This is a genomic window from Rhizobium sp. CSW-27, from assembly GCF_018760785.1.
Lineage (GTDB): Bacteria > Pseudomonadota > Alphaproteobacteria > Rhizobiales > Rhizobiaceae > Neorhizobium.
In genome coordinates, this window is the sequence record NZ_JAHHZO010000006.1 from 170,125 (window position 1) to 196,008 (window position 25,884).

19 protein-coding genes and 1 other RNA gene are annotated in these 25,884 nt (G+C 64.7%); 10 read left to right on the forward strand and 10 right to left on the reverse strand.

Features of this window, described 5'->3' with window-relative positions; genetic code table 11:
- The first annotated feature begins 366 nt into the window (after window positions 1-366).
- On the forward strand, window positions 367-2,247 hold the full coding sequence (locus tag KLP42_RS13850) for a helicase HerA domain-containing protein (protein ID WP_215567328.1): 1,881 nt from the start codon (window positions 367-369) through the stop codon (window positions 2,245-2,247).
- An 89-nt stretch (window positions 2,248-2,336) separates the two neighbouring features.
- Here the strand turns inward: KLP42_RS13850 and miaA are convergent, their stop codons facing one another.
- The gene (gene miaA / locus KLP42_RS13855; protein WP_215567329.1) at window positions 2,337-3,239 is read right to left on the reverse strand and encodes a tRNA (adenosine(37)-N6)-dimethylallyltransferase MiaA; all 903 of its coding nucleotides are present in this window, start codon (window positions 3,237-3,239) and stop codon (window positions 2,337-2,339) included.
- Here miaA and serB point away from each other — a divergent pair.
- Both serB and KLP42_RS13865 read left to right on the forward strand, forming a co-directional pair.
- Window positions 3,238-4,128, forward strand: coding sequence for a phosphoserine phosphatase SerB (gene serB / locus KLP42_RS13860; RefSeq protein WP_215567330.1), 891 nt, complete (start codon window positions 3,238-3,240; stop codon window positions 4,126-4,128). The genes miaA and serB overlap by 2 nt on opposite strands.
- Entirely contained in the window at window positions 4,125-4,706 is a 582-nt protein-coding gene (locus KLP42_RS13865; RefSeq protein WP_215567331.1) for a GNAT family N-acetyltransferase, read from the forward strand. Before serB ends, KLP42_RS13865 begins: the two co-directional genes overlap by 4 nt.
- A 69-nt stretch (window positions 4,707-4,775) precedes the next feature.
- Here the strand turns inward: KLP42_RS13865 and KLP42_RS13870 are convergent, their stop codons facing one another.
- The 5 genes from KLP42_RS13870 to KLP42_RS13890 all read right to left on the reverse strand — a co-directional run bounded on the left by KLP42_RS13870 (window position 4,776) and on the right by KLP42_RS13890 (window position 9,993).
- Window positions 4,776-6,311, reverse strand: coding sequence for a DegQ family serine endoprotease (locus KLP42_RS13870; RefSeq protein WP_215567332.1), 1,536 nt, complete (start codon window positions 6,309-6,311; stop codon window positions 4,776-4,778).
- A gap of 146 nt (window positions 6,312-6,457) precedes the next feature.
- Window positions 6,458-7,405: a protease modulator HflC gene (gene hflC, locus KLP42_RS13875; protein WP_215567333.1), complete on the reverse strand. Its 948-nt coding sequence runs from the start codon at window positions 7,403-7,405 to the stop codon at window positions 6,458-6,460.
- Window positions 7,402-8,520 carry an FtsH protease activity modulator HflK gene (hflK, locus tag KLP42_RS13880; protein WP_215567334.1) on the reverse strand — a complete coding sequence of 373 codons (1,119 nt, stop codon included), beginning with the start codon at window positions 8,518-8,520 and terminating at the stop codon, window positions 7,402-7,404. Before hflK ends, hflC begins: the two co-directional genes overlap by 4 nt.
- Before the next feature lie 145 nt (window positions 8,521-8,665).
- Window positions 8,666-9,202 (reverse strand): dihydrofolate reductase, encoded by a 537-nt coding sequence (locus KLP42_RS13885; RefSeq protein WP_215567335.1) that lies wholly within the window; start codon window positions 9,200-9,202, stop codon window positions 8,666-8,668.
- Window positions 9,199-9,993: a thymidylate synthase gene (locus tag KLP42_RS13890; protein ID WP_215567336.1), complete on the reverse strand. Its 795-nt coding sequence runs from the start codon at window positions 9,991-9,993 to the stop codon at window positions 9,199-9,201. Before KLP42_RS13890 ends, KLP42_RS13885 begins: the two co-directional genes overlap by 4 nt.
- A gap of 172 nt (window positions 9,994-10,165) precedes the next feature.
- Here KLP42_RS13890 and KLP42_RS13895 point away from each other — a divergent pair, with 172 nt between their 5' ends.
- The 5 genes from KLP42_RS13895 to KLP42_RS13915 all read left to right on the forward strand — a co-directional run bounded on the left by KLP42_RS13895 (window position 10,166) and on the right by KLP42_RS13915 (window position 12,634).
- On the forward strand, window positions 10,166-11,002 hold the full coding sequence (locus KLP42_RS13895; protein WP_215567337.1) for a PhzF family phenazine biosynthesis protein: 837 nt from the start codon (window positions 10,166-10,168) through the stop codon (window positions 11,000-11,002).
- Between the two features lie 51 nt (window positions 11,003-11,053).
- Window positions 11,054-11,430: a transfer-messenger RNA gene (ssrA, locus tag KLP42_RS13900) on the forward strand.
- A gap of 132 nt (window positions 11,431-11,562) precedes the next feature.
- Window positions 11,563-12,069 (forward strand): SspB family protein, encoded by a 507-nt coding sequence (locus KLP42_RS13905; RefSeq protein ID WP_215567338.1) that lies wholly within the window; start codon window positions 11,563-11,565, stop codon window positions 12,067-12,069.
- Window positions 12,070-12,087: 18 nt separating this feature from the next.
- The gene (locus KLP42_RS13910) at window positions 12,088-12,291 is read left to right on the forward strand and encodes a DUF4169 family protein (protein WP_215567339.1); all 204 of its coding nucleotides are present in this window, start codon (window positions 12,088-12,090) and stop codon (window positions 12,289-12,291) included.
- A gap of 97 nt (window positions 12,292-12,388) precedes the next feature.
- A complete protein-coding gene (locus KLP42_RS13915; RefSeq protein ID WP_215567340.1) occupies window positions 12,389-12,634 on the forward strand; it encodes a ribbon-helix-helix domain-containing protein in 246 nt (81 codons plus the stop codon).
- A 58-nt stretch (window positions 12,635-12,692) separates the two neighbouring features.
- Here the strand turns inward: KLP42_RS13915 and KLP42_RS13920 are convergent, their stop codons facing one another.
- From KLP42_RS13920 to KLP42_RS13935, 4 genes are all read right to left on the reverse strand, one after another.
- Entirely contained in the window at window positions 12,693-16,352 is a 3,660-nt protein-coding gene (locus tag KLP42_RS13920; protein ID WP_215567341.1) for an AsmA family protein, read from the reverse strand.
- Between the two features lie 76 nt (window positions 16,353-16,428).
- Window positions 16,429-17,844 (reverse strand): FAD-binding oxidoreductase, encoded by a 1,416-nt coding sequence (locus tag KLP42_RS13925; protein WP_215567342.1) that lies wholly within the window; start codon window positions 17,842-17,844, stop codon window positions 16,429-16,431.
- 133 nt (window positions 17,845-17,977) lie between these two features.
- Window positions 17,978-21,130 carry an efflux RND transporter permease subunit gene (locus KLP42_RS13930; protein WP_215567343.1) on the reverse strand — a complete coding sequence of 1,051 codons (3,153 nt, stop codon included), beginning with the start codon at window positions 21,128-21,130 and terminating at the stop codon, window positions 17,978-17,980.
- Window positions 21,127-22,362, reverse strand: a complete 1,236-nt coding sequence (locus KLP42_RS13935; RefSeq protein ID WP_215567344.1) for an efflux RND transporter periplasmic adaptor subunit — start codon at window positions 22,360-22,362, stop codon at window positions 21,127-21,129. Before KLP42_RS13935 ends, KLP42_RS13930 begins: the two co-directional genes overlap by 4 nt.
- 252 nt (window positions 22,363-22,614) lie before the next feature.
- On the opposite strand from KLP42_RS13935, the gene KLP42_RS13940 reads away from it, so the two are divergent.
- Window positions 22,615-25,113, forward strand: a complete 2,499-nt coding sequence (locus KLP42_RS13940) for an ATP-dependent helicase (RefSeq protein WP_215567345.1) — start codon at window positions 22,615-22,617, stop codon at window positions 25,111-25,113.
- A 12-nt stretch (window positions 25,114-25,125) separates the two neighbouring features.
- Window positions 25,126-25,869 carry an alpha/beta fold hydrolase gene (locus tag KLP42_RS13945; protein WP_215567346.1) on the forward strand — a complete coding sequence of 248 codons (744 nt, stop codon included), beginning with the start codon at window positions 25,126-25,128 and terminating at the stop codon, window positions 25,867-25,869.
- Window positions 25,870-25,884 lie beyond the last annotated feature (15 nt).

Here is a 25,884-nt window from a genome sequence, read left to right on the forward strand (position 1 = left end):
GGCATAAAAAAAGGCCCCTTGAGGAGCCTTCGGTTTGCGCATGGGTGGCTGTCGCCGGACGGTTACACCGTCCTGCCCATGCGCCTTCCCACCACGATAAGTGCGTTCGATACGATCATGGGGAGAACCGTTAGCCATAAAATTGCGGCTCGTCAACGCAAATGCGCAACAAAACATCAGGCCTTGTCGCAATTCGCCCGCAAAACCGGCAGATTTCCGCAATCGCTGCGCAAGGGCTTGTTAAGGCCGGCGGATCTAGTCTCGCAGTCTCACCGGCATCGGCCAGACAGAGCCCGTGCAGCCGTCCAGACCAAAGGGTTTTGCGCCGTGCACGATCCCCGACCTCCCGCCCCTTTCCATCCCTGCATGCCGGAGCAGCATAGCGCCGAGGAGGCAGGCAACCGCCTGCTCGGGCGCGTCGTGGCCTGCAGCGGCGCCCGCGCCACGATTGCCGCCAGCGCAGAGGCAGGCTCCACCGCCCATGCGGAACTCTGGGCCGTCGGGCGGCTGGTCTCGATCGCAGTCGGACGCAACCGCGTCGTGGCCCTCGCCTATGCCATGCAGGCGGTGGGGGACACGTGGTCGGCAACGGCAGCCAATGCCTTCCAGGTGGAGGTGGAACTGCTGGGAGAAGTGCTGGCGGACACTGATGGCAGGGAAACCTTTTCCACCGGCATTTCGCGCTATCCTCATCTGGGGGCTGCCGTCCACCGCATCCGCGCCGGCGACCTGCAGCGCATCTACGATCCGGGCTCACGCGACAGCTGCAGCATCGGCCGCCTGACACAGGATACGACGATTGACGCGGCGATCCACATCCCCTCCATGCTCGCCAAGCATTTCGCCATCGTCGGCTCCACGGGCGTCGGCAAGTCGACGGCGGTGACGCTTCTCCTGCGCAAGGCGATAGAGGCCGATCCGAAGCTGCGCGTGCTGATTCTCGACCCGCACAACGAATTTGCCGCCGCCTTTCCGGATCTCGCCGTGGTGATCGATACAGAGACGCTGGAACTGCCCTTCTGGCTGATGCGGCTCGAGGAATTCGCCGAGGTGGTGTTTCGCGGCCGCCCGCCAGTGGCGGAAGAACTGGATTTCCTGCGCGACCTTATGCCGGAGGCGAAACGTGCCTTTCGCGGCGGCGACCAGAGCCGCCGCCCGGCCGATCGCGGCGCAATCACCGCCGATACGCCGCTGCCCTACCGCATGGCCGATCTCATCGCGCTGATCGACGAGCGGATGGGCAGGCTCGACGGGCGCGACGAGAAGCCGGCATTGCGGGCGCTGAAGGTGCGGCTGATGTCGGTGGTCAACGATCCGCGCTACCAGTTCATGTTTTCAAGCCACACCATCCATGACACGATCATGGAGACGATCGCCCGCATCTTCCGCATTCCGGGGGATGACCGGCCGATCTGCACCTTTCAGCTCGCCGGCATTCCTTCCGAAGTGGTCAATTCCGTCGCATCCGTGCTCTGCCGCATGGCCTTCGAAATCGGCCTGTGGAGCGCAGGGGCGGTGCACATGCTGGTGGTGTGCGAGGAGGCGCATCGCTATGTGCCGGCGGATGCCTCTCTCGGCTTCCTGCCGACGCGCCAGGCGATTGCCCGCATTGCCAAGGAGGGCCGCAAATACGGCGTCTCGCTCGGCATCATCACACAGCGCCCCGGCGAACTCGACCAGACGATCCTGTCGCAATGTTCCACCGTGTTTGCCATGCGGCTTGCCAATGAGCGCGATCAGGAGATCATCCGCACGGCGCTCCCCAATTCCGGCGCCTCCACCGTCAGCTTCCTGTCGGCCATCGGCAATGGCGAGGCAATTGCGTTCGGCGAGGCGATCAGCGTGCCGATGCGCATGACGTTCGAGCGTATCCAGCCGCACAGGCTTCCGGCAGCGCAGGCACGGGTGCTGCAAGGCAGCGAAGGCACACCCGAAAGCCTCGATCTGCGCATGGTCGTCTCGCGCATGCGGGCCGTGGCGGATCTCGACATATCCGACTTCCAGAAAAGCGTGCTGGGCAGCGGGCTCGGCCTTCAGACGGAAGAGCCGGATCTGTTTGCCGCCCCGTCGGCGCGCGCCCTGCCACAGGCGGATGAGGGGCTTGAACCCTACCGACCGGACATGCTGCCAGGCGCCCGGCTCTCGGCCCTGCCGCCGGACACCCGGCTGATTCGCCGCGAATGGCCGGCGGACGGCACGCCGCGCGACCCGTTCCGCCCGGCACGGAACGAGCAGCCACAGGACTGAGGACCGGGGACTGGGGACTGGGGACTGGGGACTGGGGACTGGGGACCGGGTGTGACCCGCAACCGGAAACAGGGGAGCGAGACTGTCGCTCAGGCCAGCGGATCGAAGCGCTGCCAGCTGTCATCCATCTGGTTGCGGAACCAGGTCATCTGCCGCTTGGCATATTGCCGGGTCAGGGCTGAGCCCCGCTCGATCGCCTCGGCGCGGCTCATGGTGCCAGCCAGAAGGGCGGTAATCTCGGCAACGCCGATCGCCCGCATCACGGGCGCATCGGGCGCAGGGCCAAGCGCCAGAAGCGCCTGCACCTCCTCGATGGCGCCGGTCTGCAGCATGATCTCGAAGCGCCGGTCGATGCGGGCATGCAGCGCCTTGCGATCCGGCAGCACGACGATCTTTTCCGCCTTGTCCGGATCGACAAGCATCGGCCCGCGCGCGGCCTGGAAATCGGCAATCGAGCGTCCTGTGGCGACAAACACTTCAAGCGCCCGCACGATGCGCTGGCCGTCGCCCGGCATCAGCCGTTCCGCCATGGCCGGATCGCACGCGGCAAGTTCTCCATGCAGCACCGCCGCCCCTTCGCCCAGCAGCCGGCCGCGGAGATTGTCGCGGATCGCAGCCGGGATCGCCGGCATCTCGGACAGGCCACCGGTCAGCGCCTTGAAATAAAGCCCGGTGCCGCCGACGAAGACAGGCAGGCGGCCTTCCCGGCGAAGAACCGGCAGCAGGGCCTCCACATCGCGCAGCCATTCACCGGTGGAATAGGCCGTGGCTGCCGGCACATGGCCATAGAGATGATGGGCAATGCCCTGCATCTCATCCTCCGCCGGGCGCGCGGTCAGCACCCTCAGCGTGTCATAGACCTGCATGCTGTCGGCATTGATCACCACGCCGCCATGCCGCGACGCCAGATCCAGCGCAAGCGCCGACTTGCCGCTGGCCGTCGGCCCGGTTATCAGGATGGCCTCGCAATTGTCCCGAAGGTTTTTCATCATGGCTTTCGTTGCCACGCTCATCGCCCATCCGTCAAACCCCGTTCTCGATGGAAAACTGGGAGAACAGGCCGCAGAGGCGGTGAAGGCCAGCGGCCTTTACTGGCTGGCCGATGGCATTGCCTGCGATCTGGCCCTTCGCGACGATGCAGATCCGCGCGCCGCCGAGGACAATCTGCGCGCCGTGATCGCCGGTCTGCCGGTCGATCTCGTCGTGCAGCCGGCGGAAACGCGCCGCAAGAAGCTTCTGATCGCCGACATGGATTCGACCATGATCGGCCAGGAATGCATCGACGAACTGGCCGATGTGGTCGGCCTCAAGGACAAGGTGGCCGCCATCACCGCCCGGGCGATGAACGGCGAGATCGCCTTTGAACCTGCGCTGCGCGAACGCGTCACCCTGCTGAAGGGCCTGCCGATCGGCGTGGTGGACGAGGTGATCGCAAAGCGCATCACGCTGACCTCCGGTGGGCCGCAGCTGATCGCCACCATGCGCGCCAGGGGTTTTCACACCGCGCTCGTCTCCGGCGGCTTCACCGTGTTCACCAGCCGCATCGCCGCCATGCTCGGTTTCCATGAGAACCGCGCCAACATTCTCCTCGAACAGGATGGCGTGCTGACAGGCGAGGTGGCGGAACCCATTCTCGGCAAGCAGGCCAAGGTGGATGCGCTGGAAGAGATCGCGGCGGCACTCGGCATTTCGCCGGCGGACGCCATGGCGGTGGGCGATGGCGCCAACGATCTCGGCATGATCACCCTTGCGGGTGCGGGTGTCGCCCTGCATGCCAAGCCGACAGTGGCGGCCCAGGCCGGCATGCGCATCGACCATGGCGACCTCACGGCACTCCTCTACATCCAGGGCTATCGCAAGAGCGATTTCGCAACGCCATGAGCGAGAGCGAGCCCGTCATCATCGCCGAAACGCCGCGGCTCGTCCTGCGCAGCTGGATGGAGCGGGATCGCGACCTGTTCCGCGAAATCAACGCCGATCCGAAGGTGATGGAGTTCTTCCCCTTCCGCCGCAACCATGCGGAGGCCGACCTGCTGATGGACCGCGTCAACGGAATGATCCGTGACGAAGGTCTTGGCTTCTATGCCCTGGAGCTGAAGGAAACCGGTGAGGCCATGGGGTTCTGCGGCCTGGCGCCGGCCGGCATGCCCGGCATCTTTCCCGCCGAGACGATCGAGATCGGCTGGCGGCTGGCAACCCGTTTCTGGGGCCATGGATACGTCACCGAAGCAGCCGGTGCCACCCTCGCCCACGGTTTCAAGCAGCATGGCCTGCCCGCCATCATCTCGTTTGCCGTTGCCGGCAACCATCGTTCCATCGCCGTGATGAAACGCATCGGCATGCATGCCTGTCCGGATCTGGATTTCGACAGCCCGCGCGTGCCGGATACGCGTCCGGATCTGAAACGGCATGTCACCTATGCCAAGCTGAGCCCTCAGCAGAAGCCGCAACAATCCTGATGGACAAAAGCCGGGGGCCACCATCGGCACCCCGGCTGATTTCATCCCGCACCGGCAAATCCCCGTTCGTTATTCGAGCGGCAGGGCCACGAAGCGCAGCTGGCCGTTGGCGCCGGCAATCATCATATGCGCGTTTCGCCGGCCCTCGCCCTTCAGCTCAACGATACGGTCGCTGACATCGCCCGGCGTCGACACGAAATCCTGCGCCACCTCGACGATCACCTCGCCCGCCTTCAGCCCCTTGTCGGCGGCAACCGAGCCCGGCTCCACGGCGGTGATCACCACGCCTTCCACGCTTTCGGCGATGCCGAAGGTCTTGTGGCGCGCCTCGTCCAGCATGGTCAGCGTCATTCCGAGAAGCTCGACCGGATCCTCCGGCTTGACCTCGGCCAGGTTGTCGCCGCCCTTGTCCTCTTCCTTGGTGGCCGGCGCCTGGTTTTCCTCGTCCTCGGCGGCGCTGTCTTCCAGACGGCCCAGCGTGACCTTGACCGTCTGCTCCTTGCCGTCGCGCAGTACCACCACGTCGACCTCCTTGCCGACCGGGCTCTCGGCCACGGCCAAAGGAAGGTCGCGCATCTCCTTCACCGGCTTGCCGTCGAAGGAGAGAACCACGTCGCCGGCCTTGATGGTTCCGTCATCGACCGGACCGCCCTTGATCACGCCTGAGACCAGCGCGCCACGCGCGACATCCAGGCCGAGGCTTTCCGCGATGTCGTCCGTCACCGGCTGGATGCGCACGCCGAGCCAGCCGCGCCGTGTTTCGCCGAACTCGATCAACTGCTGCACGATGTTCTGCGCCAGTTCCGTCGGCACGGCAAAACCGATGCCGATCGAGCCGCCGCTCGGGGAAATGATCGCGGTATTGATGCCGATCACCTCGCCGTTCATGTTGAACAGCGGGCCGCCGGAATTGCCCTTGTTGATCGCGGCGTCGGTCTGGATGAAATTGTCGTAGGGGCCGGCATTGATGTTGCGGCCACGCGCCGAGATGATGCCGATGGTGACGGAGCCGCCGAGACCGAACGGATTACCGATCGCCATGACCCAGTCGCCGATGCGCATCTTCTTGGAATCGCCGAATCGCACGGATTTCAGCGGCGCCTTCGGCTCGACCTTCAGCACCGAAAGATCGGTCTTGGTGTCGGTGCCGACCAGCTTGGCCTTCAGCTTGTTGCCGTTCGGGAAGATCACCTCGATGTCGTCGGCGCCCTCGATGACGTGGTTGTTGGTCACCACATAGCCGGAGGGATCGATGACGAAGCCGGAGCCAAGCGAACTGACCTTGCGGTTCTCCTGAGACTTGCCGTCGCCATCGAAGAAGTCGTCGAACAGGTCCTGAAAGGGAGAGCCTTCCGGCACGACCGGGCGCTGCGGGCCGGCGCCCTCGTTCTTCACGCTCTGCGAGGTGGAAATGTTGACCACGGCATCCAGCAGGCCCTCGGCAAGATCCGCCACCGAAGCCGGTCCACCCGCAACGCGAGCCGAAGGGGCCGCCTGGATGCTGGTCTGGGCGAATGCCGGGACGGCAATGGACGTCCCGGGCAGCGTCAACGCCATCACGGTCGCCAGGGAATGTCGCAGGGACAATCGAAGGGAGTTCACCATCAGGCATCCTCGGTTGCAAATCGCCATTTGGCCGAAAGCATAAGGCGGAAAGAGGGCGGTGGAAATTACCTTTTCGTGAGACCCCCAGAAGAAGAAGGGGCACCGCCAATGGGAAAGGGGCGACTTGCGCCGCCCCTTGCTCAGGATCAGTTCGACGGAGCCGCCGCCGGGGCCGCCGGCGCGGCCGCGGCAGGCGCCGCCGGGGCCGGATCCGTACCGCCGCTCTCGTTGAAGTAGCGGAAGAACTGGCTGTCCGGCGTGATCACCATGGTCGTGCTCTTGTCCGCAAGCGCACCGACATAGGCTCGCATCGAGCGATAGAACTCGAAGAAGCCCGGATCGCGGGTGAAGGCCTCGGCGAAGATGCGGTTGCGTTCTGCATCGCCCTCACCGCGCAGGATTTCCGAATCACGCTGCGCCTCGGAGACGATCTCGACCACCTGGCGGTCGGCGATGGCGCGACGGCGCTGGCCTGCCTCGTTACCGCGGGCGCGGATCAGTTCGGCTTCCGCCAGACGCTCGGCGCGCATGCGCTGATAGGTCTGCTGCGAGACTTCACGCGTCAGGTCCGTACGGCGGATGCGCACGTCGCGAACGACGAGGCCAAGCGATTCGGCGGCGCTCTGCAGGTCGGCGCGAACCTCCTGCATCATGGACGACCGCTCGTCGGACAGGGCCGCGCTGAAGTTGCGCAGACCGTAGACGCGGCGAAGCGCTGCATCGAGACGGGTGCGCAGACGTGCTTCCGCCGAATCGCGATCACCGGAGACGGTTTCACGGAAGCGGCGTGCATCGGTGATCATGTAGACCACGAAGGCATCGACCTCATAGAAGGCGCCGCCGCGAACCTGTACCCGGATATTGTCGAGATCGAAGCGAAGCGCGCGATCCTCGATATACTGCACACGGTCGGCATCCATGAAGGCGAAGGGCAACTTGAAGTAAATGCCCGGCTCTGTCTTCACGTCCTGAATGTTGCCGAAGCGCAGCACGATTGCCTGCTGGCGGGCATTCACCACGAAGATGGATGAATAGGCCAGGAAGAGAAGGATGGCGGCGCCAATGATGATGGCAGGGAGACGGTTCGAGTTCATGGATTGCCTCCCCGGTTGGCGGCGCCCGATGCCTGGCTGTTCTGACGCATCAACTCGTTGAGCGGCAGGTAGGGCACGGCACCCTGCTTATCGTCCAGGATGACCTTGTTGGAATTCTTCAGCACGTTCTCCATGGTTTCCAGATAGATGCGGTCACGCGTCACGTCCGGAGCATTCCTGTACTCGTTGTAGATCGAGATGAAGCGCTGTGCCTCACCGGTCGCCTCGTTGACGACGCGATCCTTGTAGGCGGAGGCCTCTTCGCGAACCTGGGCGGCCTGACCGCGTGCCTGACCAAGCTTCTGGTTGGCATACTGGTTGGCTTCCTCAACGAAACGATCCTCGTCCTGCTCGGCGCGCTGCACCTCCTCGAAGGCATCGGCCACTTCGCGCGGCGGGGCGGCATCCTCGATCGGCACGGCATTGATGGCAATGCCCGATCCGTAGGTATCCATGGTGCCCTGGATGATGTCGCGCACCTCGGTGGAGATCTGCTCGCGGTTGTCCCGGAAGACGTCCTGTGCCGGCCGGCGGCCGACGACCTCGCGCATGGCGCTTTCGGCCACCTGCTGCAGGGTTGCCGTGGGACCTTCGAGGTTGAACAGATAGGCGCGCGGATCGGTGACGGTGAACAGAACCGAGAACTGCACGTTGACGATGTTCTGGTCGCCGGAGAGCATCAGCCCCTCGGCGGAACCGGCATTGCCGCGCGCCCCGATGTTGAGCTGCTGCTCGGTGACCTTGACGATCTCGACGGTTTCGATCGGCCAGAAATGGAAGTGCAGGCCCGGGCCCGAAATCTCGTCCTTCGGCTTGCCGAAGCGCAGTTCCACGCCACGTTCGTCCGGCTGCACGGTATAGACCGACTGGATGCCGACGAAGGCAAGAACGATGAGAATGACGACGAGGAAGGCGCCGCCGTTGAAGCCGCCGGGAATGATGCTGCGAAGCCGATCCTGGCTGCGGCGAATGATGTCCTCCAGATCCGGTGGCCCTCCGTTATTGCCACCGCCGCCGCCACCGCGCGGGCGGTTGGGGCCTTGACCCCATGGCCCCTGATTGTTGCCGCCGCCGCCCCCCCAGGGACCGCCGCCATTCTGATTGCTCCAGGGCATCAAAACCTCTTTGTTCGTGTCACTCCCGCCCCGCGAAAGGCCGCATGGAACACGCGGCAATCGGGTTATGCCCCGTTATAGGTATGCGAAGGGCCGCTTTCAACGCAGGGCAGTCTCACTTCCGGGTGTTAGGTAACGAAATGTTTCAGTTTGCCGCAGGCCGGCGGCGATAAGTGGTGAAACGGGTAGGAAAGCTGTCTTTCTCCCCGGCCGGAACGGCGATCTCCTCGACCTTCTCGAAGATGGCCGGATCGATTGCCGGAAAGAAGGTATCACCATCGGCAACCACCGTCTCCACATGCGTGATGTAGAGCGCATCCGCATCGGCGATCGCCTGCGCGTAGATCTCGCCGCCACCGATCACGCAGATCTCGCCGGCCCCGGTCTCCACGGCGATCCGCCGCGCCTGCGTCAGCGCATCATCGAGCGACGTCGCCATCCGGCAGCCCTCAACCTGCCGCAAGGGGTCGCGGGTGATCACCACATGCGGCCGTCCCGGCAGCGGTCTGCCGCCGAAACTTTCCAGTGTCTTTCGCCCGACGATCACCGGCTTGCCGAGCGTCATGGCCTTGAAGCGCCTCAGATCCGTCGAAAGCTTCCACGGCATGTCGCCATCGCGGCCGATGACATTGTTTTCGGACACCGCCGAAATCAGGACGACGGGAACGGGGGCGTCGCTCATACCGCCACCGGTGCCTTGATGTGCGGGTCGGCCTCATAGCCGATCAGTTCGAAATCCTCGAAACGGAAGGCAAAGATATCGTTGACCTCCGGATTGATCCGCATCACCGGCAATGCTTTCGGCACGCGCTGCAGCTGGATTGCGGCCTGCTCGAAATGATTGGCATAGAGATGGGCATCGCCCAGCGTGTGGATGAAGTCGCCGGGCTTCAGCCCCGTCACCTGTGCCACCATCATGGTCAGCAGCGCATAGGAGGCGATGTTGAAGGGGACGCCGAGGAAGATGTCGGCGGAGCGCTGGTAGAGCTGGCAGGACAGTTTTCCGTCCGCCACGTAGAACTGGAACAGGCAGTGGCAGGGCGGCAGCGCCATCTCGTCCACCTGTGCCGGGTTCCAGGCGGAAACGATATGGCGGCGGGAATTGGGGTTCCTGCGGATCCCCTCAACCAGGGCGGCGATCTGATCCACGCTGCCGCCTTCGGGCCTTGGCCAGGAGCGCCACTGATAGCCGTAGACGGGGCCGAGCTCGCCCTTCTCGTCTGCCCATTCATCCCAGATGGAAACGCCGTTGTCCTTAAGATAGGCGATGTTGGTGTCGCCCTTCAGGAACCACAGAAGCTCGTGGATGATCGAGCGCAGGTGCAGCTTCTTGGTGGTGAGCACCGGAAAGCCCTCCGACAGGTCGAAGCGCATCTGGTAGCCGAAGACGGAGCGCGTGCCGGTGCCGGTGCGATCGCCGCGGTCGGTGCCGTTCTCCATCACATGGCGAAGAAGATCGTGATACTGTTTCATGCCCTGCCCTGCAGTCGAGACTCGTCGGCGCTATCATAGGCAGGTCGACCGGCAAGATACAGGGCCGGGCGAACCAATCCCCGCCTTTCGGACTTGCCGCCCGCGCCGCTTCCCCGGCATCAGGACCGGCGCTCCGAAGGGTGCGCGAATCGCAAGGCTGGAGATGATGACCATGACCACCGCCCTTTCCTTCCGCCAGGTCGACGTGTTCAGCCGGCAGAGGTTGCGCGGCAATGCCCTTGCCGTGGTGCACGATGCCGATGGCCTCTCGGATGCGGATATGGCCGCCTTTGCCCGCTGGACCAATCTCAGCGAAACCACCTTCCTTCTCAGGCCGACGCAAGCCGGCGCGGATTACCGGGTGCGCATCTTCACCCCGCGCGAGGAGCTGCCCTTTGCCGGCCATCCGACGCTCGGTTCCTGCCATGCCTGGCTCGAAGCAGGCGGCAAGCCCGCCGGTGACCGCGTGGTGCAGGAATGCGGCGCGGGCCTGATCCCGGTGCGGCGAAGCAGCGAGACGCTCACCTTCCAGGCGCCGCCAATGCTGCGCACCGGCCCGGTGGACGCAGTCATGCTGGCCCGCGTCATGGAGGGTCTCGGCCTGCCGCGGGAGGAGGCACTGGCGGCGGAATGGGTCGACAACGGTCCCGGCTGGATGGCGGTGCTGCTCTCCTCGCGCCAGACGGTTCTGTCCGTCACGCCCGATTTCCAGCGCCTGAAGGGCATTCGCGTCGGCATTCTTGCCCGCTGCACGGCGGTTGACGCCACCGATGCCGATTTCGAGGTGCGGGGCTTCACCGCCGCGGGCTTCGAGGACCCGGTGACCGGCAGCCTGAATGCCGGGCTGGCCTGCTGGCTGACCGGCAGCGGCCTTGCGCCGGCACGCTATGTCGCCGCCCAGGGCACCGCGATCGGTCGGGCCGGCCGCGTCGCCGTCGAACGAGAGGCCGACGGCGTGTGGATCGGCGGCCATGTGGAAACCGTGATCAGCGGCACCGTGACGTTCTGAGCCATCGCGCGAAACGGCAACCGGTCACCCGGATGACGTTTGCACGACAGAGCCCTTTTCATCCTCTCCGGAAACACCTATATGGGGAGTGCCGGGGCTTGCTCCGGCTATGGCAATAAACGGTCGGTGTAATAAACCTATTGGACCCGGGGGCGGTACCCGGCGCCTCCACCAAAAACCGGTCGGTCTTCCTTGTGGGAAAGACCGGCTTTTGATGGGGGCGAAATAGGATCGACAAGGGCGTAAAGATCGAACTTTTGCTCGGCATGATACCGCCGTTATCGGGTCACAAGTGTAGTTGCAAACGACAACAACGCTAAGGAATACGCTCTCGCTGCCTAATGGCGGTGCGGGAATTCCGCTCCAAGTCCTCTAGGTTAGCCCCTTGAGGCGGGGTCCGAAGGCACCTGGCAACAGAAGCCTTCACCTTCCCTTTTCCCTGTTTTTCGCCAAGACCATGCCACAGGCACGTGCGGGACTTCCGCGAGCGGCGGAGGTGCCTTATAACAGGCGATGGCAAATCGCCGGAACAAGACGAAATTGATTGGAAGAAGGCACCTATGGGGCAGGATCACATCCGTTACGACATTCTGGCACAGGACGCCCTGCGCGGCGTCATCCGCAAGGTTTTGACCGAAGTGGCCGCCACGGGCCGGCTTCCGGGTGATCATCATTTCTTCATCACCTTTCTCACCGGCGCGCCGGGTGTCCGCATCTCGCAGCACCTGAAGACGAAGTATGTCGAGCAGATGACCATCGTCCTGCAGCACCAGTTCTGGGACCTGAAGGTCACCGATACGCATTTCGAAGTGGGCCTCTCCTTCTCCGACACGCCGGAAAAGCTGGTGATCCCGTTCAACGCCATCCGCGGCTTCTATGACCCTTCCGTGAATTTCGAGCTGGAGTTCGAGGTGCCTCTGGCAGAAGAAGACGAAAGCTCGGCGGAGATTACCGCCTATCCGGTCGAACCCGCCGCCAAGCCGCAGGCCGCCGAAGAACAGGCCGCGGGCGAGGAAAAGAAGCCGGCTTCCGTCGTCTCCCTCGATGCCTTCCGCAAGAAGCAGTAACCCACCGGAGTTGCGCCGATGAGCGCGGATGTCGTCAATCTTCGCCAGTTCCGCAAGGCCAAGGCCCGCAGCGACAAGGAAAGGCAGGCGGAACAGAACCGCCTGACCTTCGGACGCACGAAGGACGAGAAGAAGCTGACGCGGGCGCTAAACGAACAGGCCGAGCGTCGCCTCGACCAGGGACGGCTGCAGCCGGGCGAGCGCGACGACAAACCCGACTGACTTACCCTCTCTTACGAAAATCGTCCTTTTTTCAGTACGTTACGACCTTTATCGGAATCAGTTCGAAAGCTTCTTGAATCAAGATGTGAGGTGGCCCGTGATCCGGAAACATTCAGCAACGCTGCATGGCCACCGCACCAGCTTCTCGCTGGAAGACGTGTTCTGGGCTGACCTGAAGGCGATTGCAGTTACGCGACGGATCAGCCTTGCGGCCCTGATTGCCGAAATCGACGATGCCCGCGCGCCCGACAGCAACCTGTCCTCGGCGCTGCGGCTGCATGTGTTGGCCTGGGTCAAGCGGCACGGCGCGCCGGATACCGCCTCGCCGCATGCAGACGCCTGAGGCACCCCCCCCTTGCCAGGTACTGCGCCGCAAACCCGATGACGGCAGCGCCCGATGGTCAGTTGGCCGCGTTCGGCATCTGGCCGTTCTGGCGGAAGAGATCGCCGGTCGGCGGAACCAGCAACGTCGGGGTTTCGCCCTGCGGCGGCTGGCCTCCGCTCTCCTGCCGCAGGCGTTCGGCTTCCGCCTGACGGCGCTGCTCCTCCTCCAGGCGCGCCCGCACCTCGGCCGCAGCCTTTTCGCGTGCCAGCCGGCGCTCGTTGTCGAGGAAGGTGTAGAGGTTCACCTCGCGGCGAAGCCTCTGCTTTTCCAGGACGCTCGCCTGCAGGGTTTCCACCCGGCGGCGCTCGCGCTCGAAGGCGCGCAGCGACAGGAAATTGGTCATGGCTTCCACATCGAGCGCCTCCTGCGGCGCACCGATCTCACCGGAATAGATCAGCCGCAGCGCCGGCTGGCCGCCTTCGATGGCATTCTCGCCAGCATCATAGGCAAGCTGCAGTTCGCCCTCCAGGCTGCGGCTCGGAATACTCATCCGCGCCTCCCCGGTCAGCACCGTGCTTCCGGCGCGCGCCGTGATGTTCTGCGCCCGGAGCTGACCGCCATTGATGGTGAAGGGAATGGCGACGGCGCCGATCTCTGCGCTGCCGCCATGCACCAGCGCCCGCACCAGCGGCAGGACCTTGGGAACCGTCACCTCGCCCTCGATCGCATCAGCCTTCGGCAGTAGTGCCGGCAGCAGGTTGGCGTTTACCCCTGGCAGGACCACATCAGACAGGCGCAGCGTGCCGGAGCCGCTGACAGCCGCCAGGAGATCGCGCGGGCTCTTCGCCGTTGCCTCGGCAGCCAGTTCGCCACTCATGCGGCCCCGCGCGACCGGCACCTGGCCGGGGCGCTCCAGAACCGCGGCAAGGTCTGCACCGTCGAGGGACAGCCGCGTCTGGAACAGGCCGACGCCACCGCTGTTGGACAGCGACAGCCGGCCGGCGAGGTGTCCGCCCTTCCAGGTGCCGCGCAGATCCTCGATCGCAATGCCTCCGGACCGGTTGGTGAGGCGACCGGAAAAATCGCTGACCGGCCCGAGCCCCAGCGTCGCCAGCGACTTCACCTTCAGGTCCGCCGTCACATCAAGGCCGGCAAAGATCGGCGCCTCGAACGGCCTGGCGGAGACCGCACCGGTTGCGGCATCCGTCAGCGGACCGTAGACGGCTTCCGACAGCCAGGCGAGATCGAGGACATCCAGCGACAGGCGGGCGGTGGCGGCAGGCACGAGCGCGGTCCGCTCGACATGCACCTCGCCCGAGACACCATTGCCGGCGATCCGGCCGGACAGGTCGGAGATGCCGAACTCCCTGGCGGTCAGCGTCGCGTGCGCCTTGAGATCCGCGGCAAGACCGACGCCGAACTGCGGCAGGCCGATGCCGGTCACCATCAGCGTCGGCTCCAGATCGCTGCTGTGCAGCGCAAGCGCCAGGGTTCCTTCGCCGAAATGTTCCGGCGAAAGCGCGATGCTGCCATCGGCGGTGAAACGGGTCTGGTCCGTCTGGTAGGAAAGCGTCGCCTTTGCCGGCGCCCCGTCGATGCTGGCCAGATCGATCGACAGCCTCGCATTGGTGTCGCCGTCGAAAGGCAGCACGTCGAGGCCGGCCTGCCCCAGAACGGTGGCGGCATCGGGATTGGTCACGGTGGTCGCCACATGCAGTTCGGTCGCCGCCGTCAGATCGAAGAGGTTGGGTAGCGCGACATCCGCATCCACCCGGCTGCCATTGGTGGTTCCCGTCACCCGCGCGGCCAGCCCGTTGCCGAGCGTCACGCTCGCCTGAAGACTGGTATCGGCATAGAATGCGGCATTGCGCGCCAGCCGGTCGAGCAGGGGATGATGCGGCAATTGCTGGCGCAGCATGGCGATGAAGGGTTGCGGATCGAAGGCGCTGAAGGTCAGCGATCCGCTGCCGGCGTAGTCGAGGAAGGAGCCTTCCGCCTTGCCCCTGGCAGAGATCTTCGCCCCAGCCAGATCGCCGATCGTCAGCCGCTCCAGCGATACGGTGCCAGCGCCCAGCGCGAAGGTGGTCTCGACCTTGTTGGCGGCGATGCCGAAGGCCATCAGGCGGTCCGCCTTCAGATGGGCGGCCAGCCGATGATCGAGAACCTGCTGGCCGGCATCCTCGCCGGTCAGAAGCGATCCGAGTGCCCGCAGCGCATCGAGATCGATCTCGTTGCCGGCAAGATCCATGCTCAGATCCGGCAGGCGGTCGGCATGCGACTGACGCTCGACGCGCCCCTTGAGAATGGCCGGCCCGACCGCGAGTTCAAGCGAATCGAAGCGTTGCAGTTCCGGTGTCAGATTGACGCGAGCGGAAAAGCCGGCGGTCTTCATCTGGCGAATGGCGGGATCCACCTGCCCCTTCAGCCAGTCGGCCAGGCCGGAAGGCTGGCTGGAGGCGAGCAGCATGGTGCCGACGAAGGAGGGACCGCCCTGCAGCTTCAGCAGGCCCTGCGCTTCCACATGGGTGCGTCCCGGCAGGATGGCTACGGCATTGTCGACGTTCCAGCCGGTACCGGCCGGACGCAGGTTGAGCTCCACATCGCGGATTGTGGTGCCGCCGGCAACGATTGCCGGCAGGCGTACCGTTGCCCGCCCCGGCACCTGCGGCACCGGAATGCGCGCCGCCATCTCGACCAGCGCATTCAGCCGGCGCTGCGCCGAGACATGCGGGTCGCGCGCCGTCTTGCCCTTCACCACCTCGTTCGTCAGGCGGTTCACATCCACCTGCTGGCCCTCGGCCGTCAGCAGGAATTCCGGCCGGTCGCCGGTATCGAGTGTGGCCTCGCCGGTGACGACGTAAGGGTTGTCCAGCGCGCCCGCTTCCAGCCGGTATTGCGGAACGCGGATGCGATCATTGGTCAGCTCGAACCTGCCCTTGGTGCGCGGCGGCGGCGGCGGCTTGACCCCGGGCGGCGCCACCGGGCTGATCGGCGCGTCGAGGAAGGACAGGCTGAAATCGCCCTTGTATGCCGGCTTGCCATCGGCAACCGTCAGCGCACCGTCCATCTGGATCTCGACCGGCTGTACATCCGGCCAGAGCTTCAGCCGCAGCGGCACGGCATGGGCGTTCATGTCGGCCTCCGCGCTGGATAGCGCGAACTTTGCCTCATATCCGTCCAGCGTCGCATTGCCTTCCGCCCGCCAGGGGCCGGCCAGCGAATGCGCGGACATCTCGGCGGTAAAACCGGTCAGGTTGCGGGTGCGGCCCGTCGCCTCGTCGATGAATTCGATCTGGCCGCCGATGATATGGACATCTTCCAGCACGACATTGCGCGCCGGGATTTCGGCGCGGCTGCCGCGCATCCAGTCCAGGCGGCCATCCTTCAACAGGCGGATGCGCGCCTTCGGCCGGTCGAGACGCATGTCGAAGATGCGCGCCTCGCCGGACAGGAAGGGCGCCAGTTCCATGTCCATGGAAAACTGCGCCACCTGCACCAGTGGCGTGCCGTCCACATCCTGCCCGACCCGCACGTCATGCATCGTCACGGAGGGAAAGGGCAGGATGCGGGCATCCACCGCGCCATGCACCGTCACCTTCTTGCCGAGAATGCGGCTTGCCTGATCCTCGAAGTCGCGACGGAAATTGGACCAGTCCACGAAGAACGGCGCCAGCAAGGCCGTGAACAGGGCGACAACCACAAGGCCGCCGATCAAGAGCATGATCCGTCCAAGCACCTAGTCATTCTCCTTGTCTGGCGTCTTCAAGTGTAGGCCCGCCAGTACATGCTTCAAGCCACAGGCTGGTGAATGTTCACAGGCCCGGGCGCAAGATCTTGCCGGGATTGAAGATATCGTGCGGATCGAGCGTCTTCTTGATCGCCCGCATCAGCGGCAGCGCCGAGGCCGCCTCCTGTTCCAGGAAGCTCATCTTGCCCTGGCCGATGCCGTGTTCCCCCGTGCAGGTGCCATCCATCGACAGCGCCCGGCGGTTCAGGCGTTCGACGAAGGCCTCCGCCCGGGCGATGTCGGCCGGGTCCTTTTCGTCGAACAGGATCAGGACGTGGAAGTTGCCATCGCCCGCATGGCCGACGATCGGCGCCAGGAAACCGTTTTCCAGAATGTCCGCATGGGTCTCGGCCACGCAATCGGCCAGCCGTGAGATCGGCACGCAGACATCGGTGGAGAGTGCGCCGAGATGCGGTGCCAGTGCGCGCGATGCCCAGTAGGCATCATGGCGCGCCTTCCACAGCTTGGCCCGCTGCTGGGCATCTCCCGTCCACTGGAATTCCTCGCCACCGCATTCGGCGGCAATCATTGCGAACTGCTCGGATTGCATGCGCACGGTGTCCTCGGTGCCGTGGAATTCCACGAACAGCGTCGGCTTCTCATCATAGTTCAGGCCGGAATAGGCATTGCAGGCCCGCATCTGCATTTCGTCCAGAAGCTCGATACGGGCGACGGGAATGCCCATCTGGATAGTCATGATCACCGCGTCGCAGGCCGCCTTGACGCTGGGGAAGGCGGACACACCGCCGCCGATCTTTTCCGGAATGCCCTGCAGCTTCAGCGTGATCGAGGTAATTGCGCCGAGCGTGCCTTCGGAGCCGACAAAGAGCCGCGTCAGGTCATAGCCGGCCGAGGATTTCTTGGCTCGCGTGCCGGTGACGATCTCCTCGCCATCGGCCGTCACCACGGTGAGCGACAGGACATTGTCCTTCATCGTGCCGTAGCGCACGGCATTGGTGCCGGAGGCCCGCGTTGCCGTCATGCCGCCGATCGAGGCATTGGCGCCGGGATCGATCGGGAAGAACAGGCCCGTATCGCGCAGATAGGTGTTCAGCGCCTCGCGCGTCACGCCCGGCTCGACGGTAACGTCCAGATCCTCCGGAGACACGCGCAGCACCTTGTCCATGCGGGTGAAATCGAGCGAGATGCCGCCGCTCGGCGCGTTGACCTGGCCCTCCAGCGAGGAGCCCGTGCCGAAGGGAATGACCGGCACCTTGTGCGCGGCGCAGGCCCTCACCACGGCCTTCACATCCTCGACGCCTTCGGCAAACACGACACCATCCGGGATCTGCCGCGGCAGATAGGTGGTGGTGTGGGCATGCTGTTCGCGAAAGGCCTGACCGGTCTGCAGCTTGTCGCCCAGTTGCTGCTTCAGGATGCCGAGCACGGTTGCGATGCCGTCCTCGTTGCGCCGCCCCGTCTGAACGTCTTTCATCACCATGGTCATGCCTCCAGATCCGGCCGTCGATGGCCGTCAGTCTCTCACCCGCTTGGTAAGGGAGAGGTCCGGGGTTGTCCATATGCGAAAGAAGGGCGCCCAGGGCCGCCCTTCCCGTGCTGCACCGGCATTGCGCCTATTCCGCCGCCAGCAGCGGCTTTTCCTCGGCATTGGCGGCACGATTGCCGGCCCGTTCCAGCTCGTCATGCAGGCGCTGCTCCTCATGGGCATGCGGCTTGGCAAAACGGGCGAGCAGCAGATAGGCGACCGGCGTGATGTAGAGCGTGACCAGCGTTGCAAGGCCCAGGCCGCCGACGATGACCCAGCCGAGCGCGATGCGCGCCTCGGCACCGGCGCCCTGCGCCAGCACCAGCGGCACGCCGCCGAGAATGGTGGCGATCATCGTCATCATCACCGGGCGCAGGCGCAGGCTGCAGGCCTTTTCGATGGCCGCACGCACCCCTTCGCCCTGATCGCGCAGCTGGTTGGCGAATTCCACGATCAGGATGCCGTTCTTGGCCATCACGCCGACCAGAAGCACGAGGCCGATCTGGCTGTAGACGTTCAGCGTCGAGCCGGTCAGCACCAGCGCGAAGACGGCACAGGCAAGGCCGAGCGGCACCGTGGTCATGATGATGATCGCCGACAGCACGCTCTCGAACTGAGCCGCCAGCACCAGAAAGATGATGGCAATCGCAAAGCCGAAGGTGATCGCCATGCTGCTCGAGTTTTCGCCGAGCGTCTTGGCCTCGGCCAGCGGCAGCAGGCGGGCGCCATTCGGCATGAGCGGCGCCGCCAGGCGCTCGATTTCGGCCAGCGCCTGCCCCAGCGATACGCCGTCCTTCAGGCCGGCCGACAGCGAGACCGAAGGCAGCTGCTGCTCGCGGTTGAGTTCCGGCGCCACAGCCCCTTCCTTCAGCGTGGCAATGGTGGACATCGGCACAACCTTGCCGTCGCCGGTGCGCAGGAAGATATTTTCCAGATCCGTCGGATCATCGATGGGCTGCATGCTGGAAGTCAGTCGCACCGGAATGGCCTCGCCATCGACGAAGACATCGACCACCGAGCGACCTTCCAGGAGCGCCTGCATGGCGGAGGAAAGCCCGGAAATGTCGATGCCGAGATCGGAGGCGCGCTCGCGGTCGATCGAGACCGAAAGTTGCGCCTGCGTCGGCTCCTTGTCGAGACGCGGCGTTTCGAAGGCGCCATTCTGTTCCATCGCCTGCACCAGCCGGATGGCCGCCTGGGTAAGGCTGGCGTGATCGGCACCGACCAGCGCCACCTGAATGCCGCTGCCGGCGCCGCGGATGCGCAGGCTGTTGGTCTGCACGGCAAAGCCACGCAGGGCCGGCACGCGGGCGGCGGCGGCATTCACGTCATTGGCGATGGCGTTCTGGCTGCGGGCGCGCTCCTCCCAGGGCGCAAGGGTCAGCACCATGAAGCCACTGTTGGTGGAGCCCCCCATGCCGGAAATCGAGAAGACATTGCGGATTTCGCCGGAATCGAGCAGCGGCTGCAGGTTCTCTTCCACCCGCTTCAGCTGATCCTGCGTGTAATCGAGGCTGACACCCTCCGGAGCCGTCAGGCGCAGCAGAACGGCGGAGCGATCCTCGCGCGGCGTCAACTCGTTCTTCACCGTGCCGAAGGTCACATAGGCGGCGAAGCCGAACAGCAGCGAGCCGGCAATCAGCACCAGCGGCGCGTTGAAGCAGAAGCGGAGGCTGCGCGCATAGGTGCGGGCGAACAGGTTGCCGAACGCGGCAAGCAGCCCCTTCGGCTCGCTCATCGGCCGTGTCAGCATGCGCGAGGCAAGCATCGGGCAGAGCGTCAGCGCCGTAATCGAGGAAAGCGCCACGGAGAAGGCCAGCACGAAGCCGAATTCACGGAACAGCCCGCCCAGCTGACCGGGCAGGAAGGAGAGCGGAATGAAGACAGCCGCCAGCGTCGCCGTGGTGGCCAGAACGGCGAAGAACACCTCCCTGGTGCCGAGCACGGCGGCAGCGCGCGGCCCCATGCCTTCGGTGCGGCGCCGCACGATGTTTTCCAGAACCACGATGGCATCGTCCACCACCAGGCCTGTCGCCAGCACGATCGCCAGCAGCGTCAGGATGTTGATCGAGAAGCCGACGAGATAGATGGCAGACAGTGTGCCGATCAGCGCCACAGGCATGGTCAGTGCCGGAATGAGCGTCGCCCGCCAGTCGCGCAGGAAAAGATAGAGCACGATCACGACGATCAGTGCCGAAAGGCCGAGTGCCAGTTCCACCTCGTGCAGCGCACCGCGGATGAACACGGCATCGTCGCTGGTGATGAAGATGCGCGTGCCTTCCGGCATCGCCTTCTGCAGTTCGTCGACCACTGCCTTGACGCCGGTGGAAATGTTCAGCGTGTTGGACTGAGCCTGGCGGATGATGCCGAGGCCGATGCCCTGCACGCCGTTGGAGCGCAGCGTGGTGGTGCCGTCATCCGGCCCCAGCATGACATTGGCCACGTCGCGCAGGCGGATCTTGTCCTCGATCAGCACATTGCCGAAATCTTCCGGGGTGGAAAGATTGGCGGTGGCGCGCACAACGATATCCTGCGTGCGGCTGGTCAGCGAGCCGGCCGGCACGTCGAGGGCAGCGCTGGAAAGCGCACTTGCTACATCGGCCACCGTCAGGCCTCGGCTGGCCAGCGCCGCCTGGTTGATGTCGACGCGGAAGATCTTCTCCTGCTCGCCGTAAAGCTCCACGTCCGCCACGCCGTCGACAGCGGCCAGCCGGTCGACGATCTCGTTGTCGACCAGCTGCGTGAGGTCCTCCATCGACAGCGTCGAGGATGTGACGGCAACGCGGATGATCGCCTGCGAATCGGAATCGGCCTTCACGATGCGCGGTTCGTCGGCATCCTCGGGCAGCTGGCCCGTGACCCGGCCGATCGCATCGCGCACGTCATTGGCCGCTTCCGCGAGGTCGACACTGTCGGAAAACTCCATCGTCACGCGGCTGGAGCCGAACTGCGAGGAGGAGGACAGCGCCTTCAGCCCGCTGACGCGCGCCACCGCGCCCTCGATGACCTGCGTCACCTCCTGGTCGATGGTCTGCGGCGAGGCGCCGTCATAGGTGGTGCGCACGGTGATGACCGGCTGGTCGACATCCGGCAGTTCGCGCACCTCCACCCCGACAAGCGCCGCAAGACCGGCCACCACCAGCAGCGTGTTTATCACCGCCGCCAGGATGGGCCGGCGGACGAAGAGGGCGGTGAAGGTGGACTTGCCGCTGTCCGGCGGATCTTGCCTGTTCTCGCTCATGTGCGCTGCGCCTCCGCCACCTTCATCTGGGCCGCGCCCTGCACCCTGACCGGCTGACCCTCGCGCACCCGCTGCAAGCCTTCGGTCACCACCTGGTCGCCAGCGTCGAGCATGGCATCCACCAGCACCCGATCCGGGTTGCGCTGGATGATCTTCACCCGCACCTTGCGGGCCTTCGCCTCATCCACCCTCCAGACATAGGCCCCTTCAGCATCCCACTGGACCGCGAGCGGATCGACGGCAGGATAGGAATCGCCCGGGAAGCGCATGCCGACCTGGAAGGACATGCCGGCACGCAGCACGTCGCTGGCATTGTCGATGCGGGCACGCACGCGGATGGTACGGCTGGCCGAATCGACGCGGTTGTCGATCGATTCGATCTCGCCGGAAAAATTCTGCCCGGGCCGGCTGACGGAACTCGCCTCCACGGCCAGCCCCGGCTTCAACTGGGTGACGAAACGCTCCGGCGCCCAGAAGTCCACCAGGATTTCCGAGCGATCGTCCAGCATGACGATGCTCGTCTGCGTGGTGACATTGTCGCCGATATTGACGGCGACAATGCCCGCCACGCCGTCGATGGGCGCGACGATGTCGCGGCGGCGCAGATTGAGCTCGGCGGTGCTGAGCGCCAGCCGCGCCGATTCCTCGGCGATCTGCGCATCCAGCACGTCGAGCCGCGCCACCGACTGCAGGTTCCTGTAGGATTGCGATTTCTCCACCGCGCTGCGCAGCGCCACCTGCGCCTTGTCGCGCTCGATGCGCTGCTCCTCGTCATCGAGGCGGGCCAGCACATCGCCCTTGCGCACCTTCTGGCCGGAGGAGACGCGGATCTCGGTGATAGTGCCGCTGGCCTGCGGCATCACCACCACCGACTGGATGGCCTGGCCATCGCCGATGGCACTGAGGCGATCATTGACGGTGCCGGCTTCGACCGCATGCGTCACAACCAGCGCACCGCGCGGCGCAGCGCCGCCCTGGCCGCCTCCAGGACCGCCCCCCTGCCCTGCGCCCTGGCCGCCGGACGGCGCTGCGCCCTGCGCGACCGGCCGGTCGGAAGGCGTCCCCGCGGCAGAGCCATCGCCGGTTGCGGCCGGCGACAGGAAAGAAACCAGCTGACGGGGAACCCCGAGGCTCTCCAGTGTCGATGCAGCGTCCGGACGGACAAAAAGCCAGAGACAGAGGCCGGCCAGCAGCACGGCAAGACTGAGGATGACTTGCTTCCAGATCCGCATCACAACTCCCGGGAAAACGACTTCTGCGCGAAGTATCATATTTTGCCAAAACAACGGCAATGCCGCCGCGCTCAACCTTGCCAAAATGTAATGTCTGAACGATCACTCTGACGTGAGCATGACAGGCATTGCCGCAAATTTGCCGCGCAAGGGGCTGGTTCTGCCTCTTTTGACTGCGAATGGCGGCCACTCTGGAATAAAACCAGAACATGCTCTATGGCCTTGTGGCCCCTGAATCATTAGACTGGCCTGATGACGAACAGTTTCGACGACATTCCGTTCTTCGACGAGGAACCGGATCACGCTCCGCGCCGCACGCCGACCCCGCCGCCCGCACATCCGGGCCAGCCGGCGGCTGGCGGGCTCGGCATTGCCGCCCGCGCCATGGCCGCCCGCGACCAGCATCGCGCGCCCGACTACCTCTCCGGCCTCAACCCGGAACAGCGCGAGGCGGTGGAAACCGTTGACGGTCCCGTCCTGGTGCTGGCCGGCGCCGGCACCGGCAAGACACGCGTGCTGACCACCCGCATCGCCCACATCCTTGCCACAGGCCGTGCCTTTCCCAGCCAGATTCTTGCCGTGACCTTTACCAACAAGGCGGCGCGCGAGATGAAGGAGCGCATCGGCGTCCTCGTCGGCGGCGCCGTCGAAGGCATGCCCTGGCTCGGAACCTTCCACTCGATCGGCGTCAAGCTGCTGCGCCGGCACGCCGAACTGGTCGGCCTGCGTTCCGATTTCACCATTCTCGATACCGATGACGTGATCCGGCTGATCAAGCAGTTGATCCAGGCGGAGGGGCTCGATGACAAGCGCTGGCCGGCCCGCCAGTTCGCCGGCATGATCGATGGCTGGAAGAACAAGGGGCTGACGCCCAAGGACATTCCCGAAGGGGATGCGCGCGCCTTTGCCAATGGCAAGGGTCGCGAACTCTACGCCGCCTACCAGGCGCGGCTGAAGACGCTGAACGCCTGCGATTTCGGTGACCTGCTGCTGCATCCGATCGATCTCTTCCGCCGCAACCCGGATGTGCTGAAGGACTATCACCAGAAGTTCCGCTACATTCTGGTGGACGAATATCAGGACACCAACACGGCGCAGTACATGTGGCTGCGGCTGCTGGCCCAGCGGCCGAAGGATGTCACCCAGAATGTCTGCTGCGTCGGTGACGACGATCAGTCGATCTATGGCTGGCGCGGCGCCGAGGTGGACAACATCCTGCGTTTCGAGAAGGATTTTCCCGGCGCCCGGGTCATCCGGCTGGAGCGCAACTATCGCTCCACCGAACATATTCTCGGCGCGGCCGGCCATCTGATCGCCCACAACGAAGGCCGCCTCGGCAAGACGCTGTTCACCGAACGGCGCGAACCCGACGATGAAAAGGTGGTGGTGCACGCCGCATGGGATTCCGAGGAGGAGGCGCGCGCCGTCGGCGAAACGATCGAGCAGCTGCAGCGGGGCGATTCGACCGGCAAGAAGCACAATCTGAACGACATGGCGATCCTGGTGCGCGCCTCCTTCCAGATGCGCGAGTTCGAAGACCGGTTCGTCACGCTCGGCCTCAACTACCGCGTCATCGGCGGTCCGCGCTTTTACGAGCGCCTCGAAATCCGTGATGCGATGGCCTATTTCCGCCTCGTCTGTCAGCCGGCCGACGATCTCGCCTTCGAACGGATCATCAACACGCCGAAGCGCGGGCTGGGCGATACCACGGTGCGTGCCCTGCACGATTACGCCCGCGCCCGCGATATCCCGATGCTCGCTGCCGCCAGCGACATGATCGAGACGGACGAGCTGAAGCCGAAGGCCCGCAAGGCGCTGTTCGACGTGATCCAGAGCTTCAAGCGCTGGTCGGAACTGCTGGAAAACACGCCGCATACGGAACTGGCCGAACAGATTCTCGACGAATCCGGCTATACGGACATGTGGAAGAACGACAAGTCGGCGGAAGGCCCGGGCCGGCTGGAAAACCTGAAGGAACTCATCCGTTCGATGGAGGCCTTCGAGAGCCTGCGCGGTTTCCTCGAACATGTCTCGCTGGTGATGGATGCCGAGCAGAACGAAGACATGGATGCGGTGTCGATCATGACGCTGCATTCGGCCAAGGGGCTGGAATTCGATACCGTCTTCCTGCCTGGCTGGGAGGAAGGCCTGTTTCCGCACCAGCGGGCGCTCGACGAAGGCGGCCGCTCCGGTCTGGAGGAGGAGCGACGCCTCGCCTATGTCGGCCTGACGCGCGCCAAGCGCCGTTGCCACATCTGGTTCGTCTCCAACCGTCGCATCCACGGCCTCTGGCAATCCACCATGCCCTCGCGTTTTCTGGAGGAACTGCCGGCGGCGCATGTGGACGTTGCCGAATCCGACAGCAGCTATGGCGGTTACGGGCGCGGCGGCTATGGCCAGTCGCGCTTCGACAAGGCCGATCCCTTCGCCAATTCCTATTCGACGCCGGGCTGGAAGCGCGCCCAGGCCAACAGGACGGATGCCACCCGCGACAACTGGGGCAGCCGCTCCGGCCATGCGGTGGAACGCATCGGCTATGGCGAAAGCGGCCCGCGGGCGAAGACCATCGACGGCGAGCTGATCGCCAAATCCGTCGCCGACCAGCCCTCGAAATTCTCCGTCGGGGACCGGGTGTTCCACATCAAGTTCGGCAACGGCAATGTCGTTTCCGTCGAGGGCAACAAGCTGACGATCAACTTCGACCGTGCCGGTGAAAAACGCGTGCTGGACGGGTTTGTGGAGCGGGTGTGAGGGAACATCCGCATGCAACACGTTCGCGTTACGGATGACGGTGCCCGCATCGGATTTGTTGAACTCCCCGGCAAGGAGCCAACGCGAGTATTCATACATGGGCTTGGAAGTTCGTCACTTCCGTACTTCACGCATATCGCTGCAGCTCCAGCGCTCATTGAGAACAGATCATTGCTCGTCGATCTGCTGGGCTTTGGCATCAGTGACCGGCCCCGCACCTTCGGTTACACACTGCCGGAACAGGCTGACGGTGTCGCCCGGCTCTTGGACAGCCTGAACATTTCCGCTGCGGATGTCGTTGCGCACAGCATGGGCGGTGCCGTTGCCGTCACCTTGGCCTCCAAGCGGCCTGATCTCGTGGGGCGACTGGTTGTAGCGGAGCCGAATCTGCGCCCCACCGATCGCCCGCGCATTGAGGGCTACTCGGAAGAGGAATTTATTCAGCGCGGTTTCCAGGAGGCCCTTGCGACGACGGGAGAGGTCTGGCCGGTTACCATGCGTCTGGCCGATCCCGTTGCAATGTACCGAAGCGAAGACGCGCTTGGCAAAAATATGGTCGACAACCTTGGCGAAGTCTTTCTAAGTCTGCGCGTGCCTCGGCTGATGATCCGTGGGGCCAAGACCCCATCCATTCATTGCGAGGACGAAATTCGGGCAGCAGAGATTCCCTTGGTGTCGATTGCGAATGCGGGCCATAACATGATGCTGGATAATGCCCCGGCCTTCACCGCTGCGCTCGCGGCTTTCCTGGCGTAGATTGCGGCGTCCGAC

Excerpts from the sequence above, each read along its gene's own strand:
- KLP42_RS13850 (WP_215567328.1), top strand. The coding sequence starts at position 367 with ATGCCGGAGCAGCATAGCGCCGAGGAGGCAGGCAACCGCCTGCTCGGG.
- serB (WP_215567330.1), top strand. The coding sequence starts at position 3,238 with ATGGCTTTCGTTGCCACGCTCATCGCCCATCCGTCAAACCCCGTTCTC.
- miaA (WP_215567329.1), bottom strand. The coding sequence starts at position 3,239 with ATGATGAAAAACCTTCGGGACAATTGCGAGGCCATCCTGATAACCGGG.
- KLP42_RS13865 (WP_215567331.1), top strand. The coding sequence starts at position 4,125 with ATGAGCGAGAGCGAGCCCGTCATCATCGCCGAAACGCCGCGGCTCGTC.
- KLP42_RS13870 (WP_215567332.1), bottom strand. The coding sequence starts at position 6,311 with ATGGTGAACTCCCTTCGATTGTCCCTGCGACATTCCCTGGCGACCGTG.
- hflC (WP_215567333.1), bottom strand. The coding sequence starts at position 7,405 with ATGAACTCGAACCGTCTCCCTGCCATCATCATTGGCGCCGCCATCCTT.
- hflK (WP_215567334.1), bottom strand. The coding sequence starts at position 8,520 with ATGCCCTGGAGCAATCAGAATGGCGGCGGTCCCTGGGGGGGCGGCGGC.
- KLP42_RS13885 (WP_215567335.1), bottom strand. The coding sequence starts at position 9,202 with ATGAGCGACGCCCCCGTTCCCGTCGTCCTGATTTCGGCGGTGTCCGAA.
- KLP42_RS13890 (WP_215567336.1), bottom strand. The coding sequence starts at position 9,993 with ATGAAACAGTATCACGATCTTCTTCGCCATGTGATGGAGAACGGCACC.
- KLP42_RS13895 (WP_215567337.1), top strand. The coding sequence starts at position 10,166 with ATGACCACCGCCCTTTCCTTCCGCCAGGTCGACGTGTTCAGCCGGCAG.
- KLP42_RS13905 (WP_215567338.1), top strand. The coding sequence starts at position 11,563 with ATGGGGCAGGATCACATCCGTTACGACATTCTGGCACAGGACGCCCTG.
- KLP42_RS13910 (WP_215567339.1), top strand. The coding sequence starts at position 12,088 with ATGAGCGCGGATGTCGTCAATCTTCGCCAGTTCCGCAAGGCCAAGGCC.
- KLP42_RS13925 (WP_215567342.1), bottom strand. The coding sequence starts at position 17,844 with ATGGTGATGAAAGACGTTCAGACGGGGCGGCGCAACGAGGACGGCATC.
- KLP42_RS13930 (WP_215567343.1), bottom strand. The coding sequence starts at position 21,130 with ATGAGCGAGAACAGGCAAGATCCGCCGGACAGCGGCAAGTCCACCTTC.
- KLP42_RS13935 (WP_215567344.1), bottom strand. The coding sequence starts at position 22,362 with ATGCGGATCTGGAAGCAAGTCATCCTCAGTCTTGCCGTGCTGCTGGCC.
- KLP42_RS13940 (WP_215567345.1), top strand. The coding sequence starts at position 22,615 with ATGACGAACAGTTTCGACGACATTCCGTTCTTCGACGAGGAACCGGAT.
- KLP42_RS13945 (WP_215567346.1), top strand. The coding sequence starts at position 25,126 with ATGCAACACGTTCGCGTTACGGATGACGGTGCCCGCATCGGATTTGTT.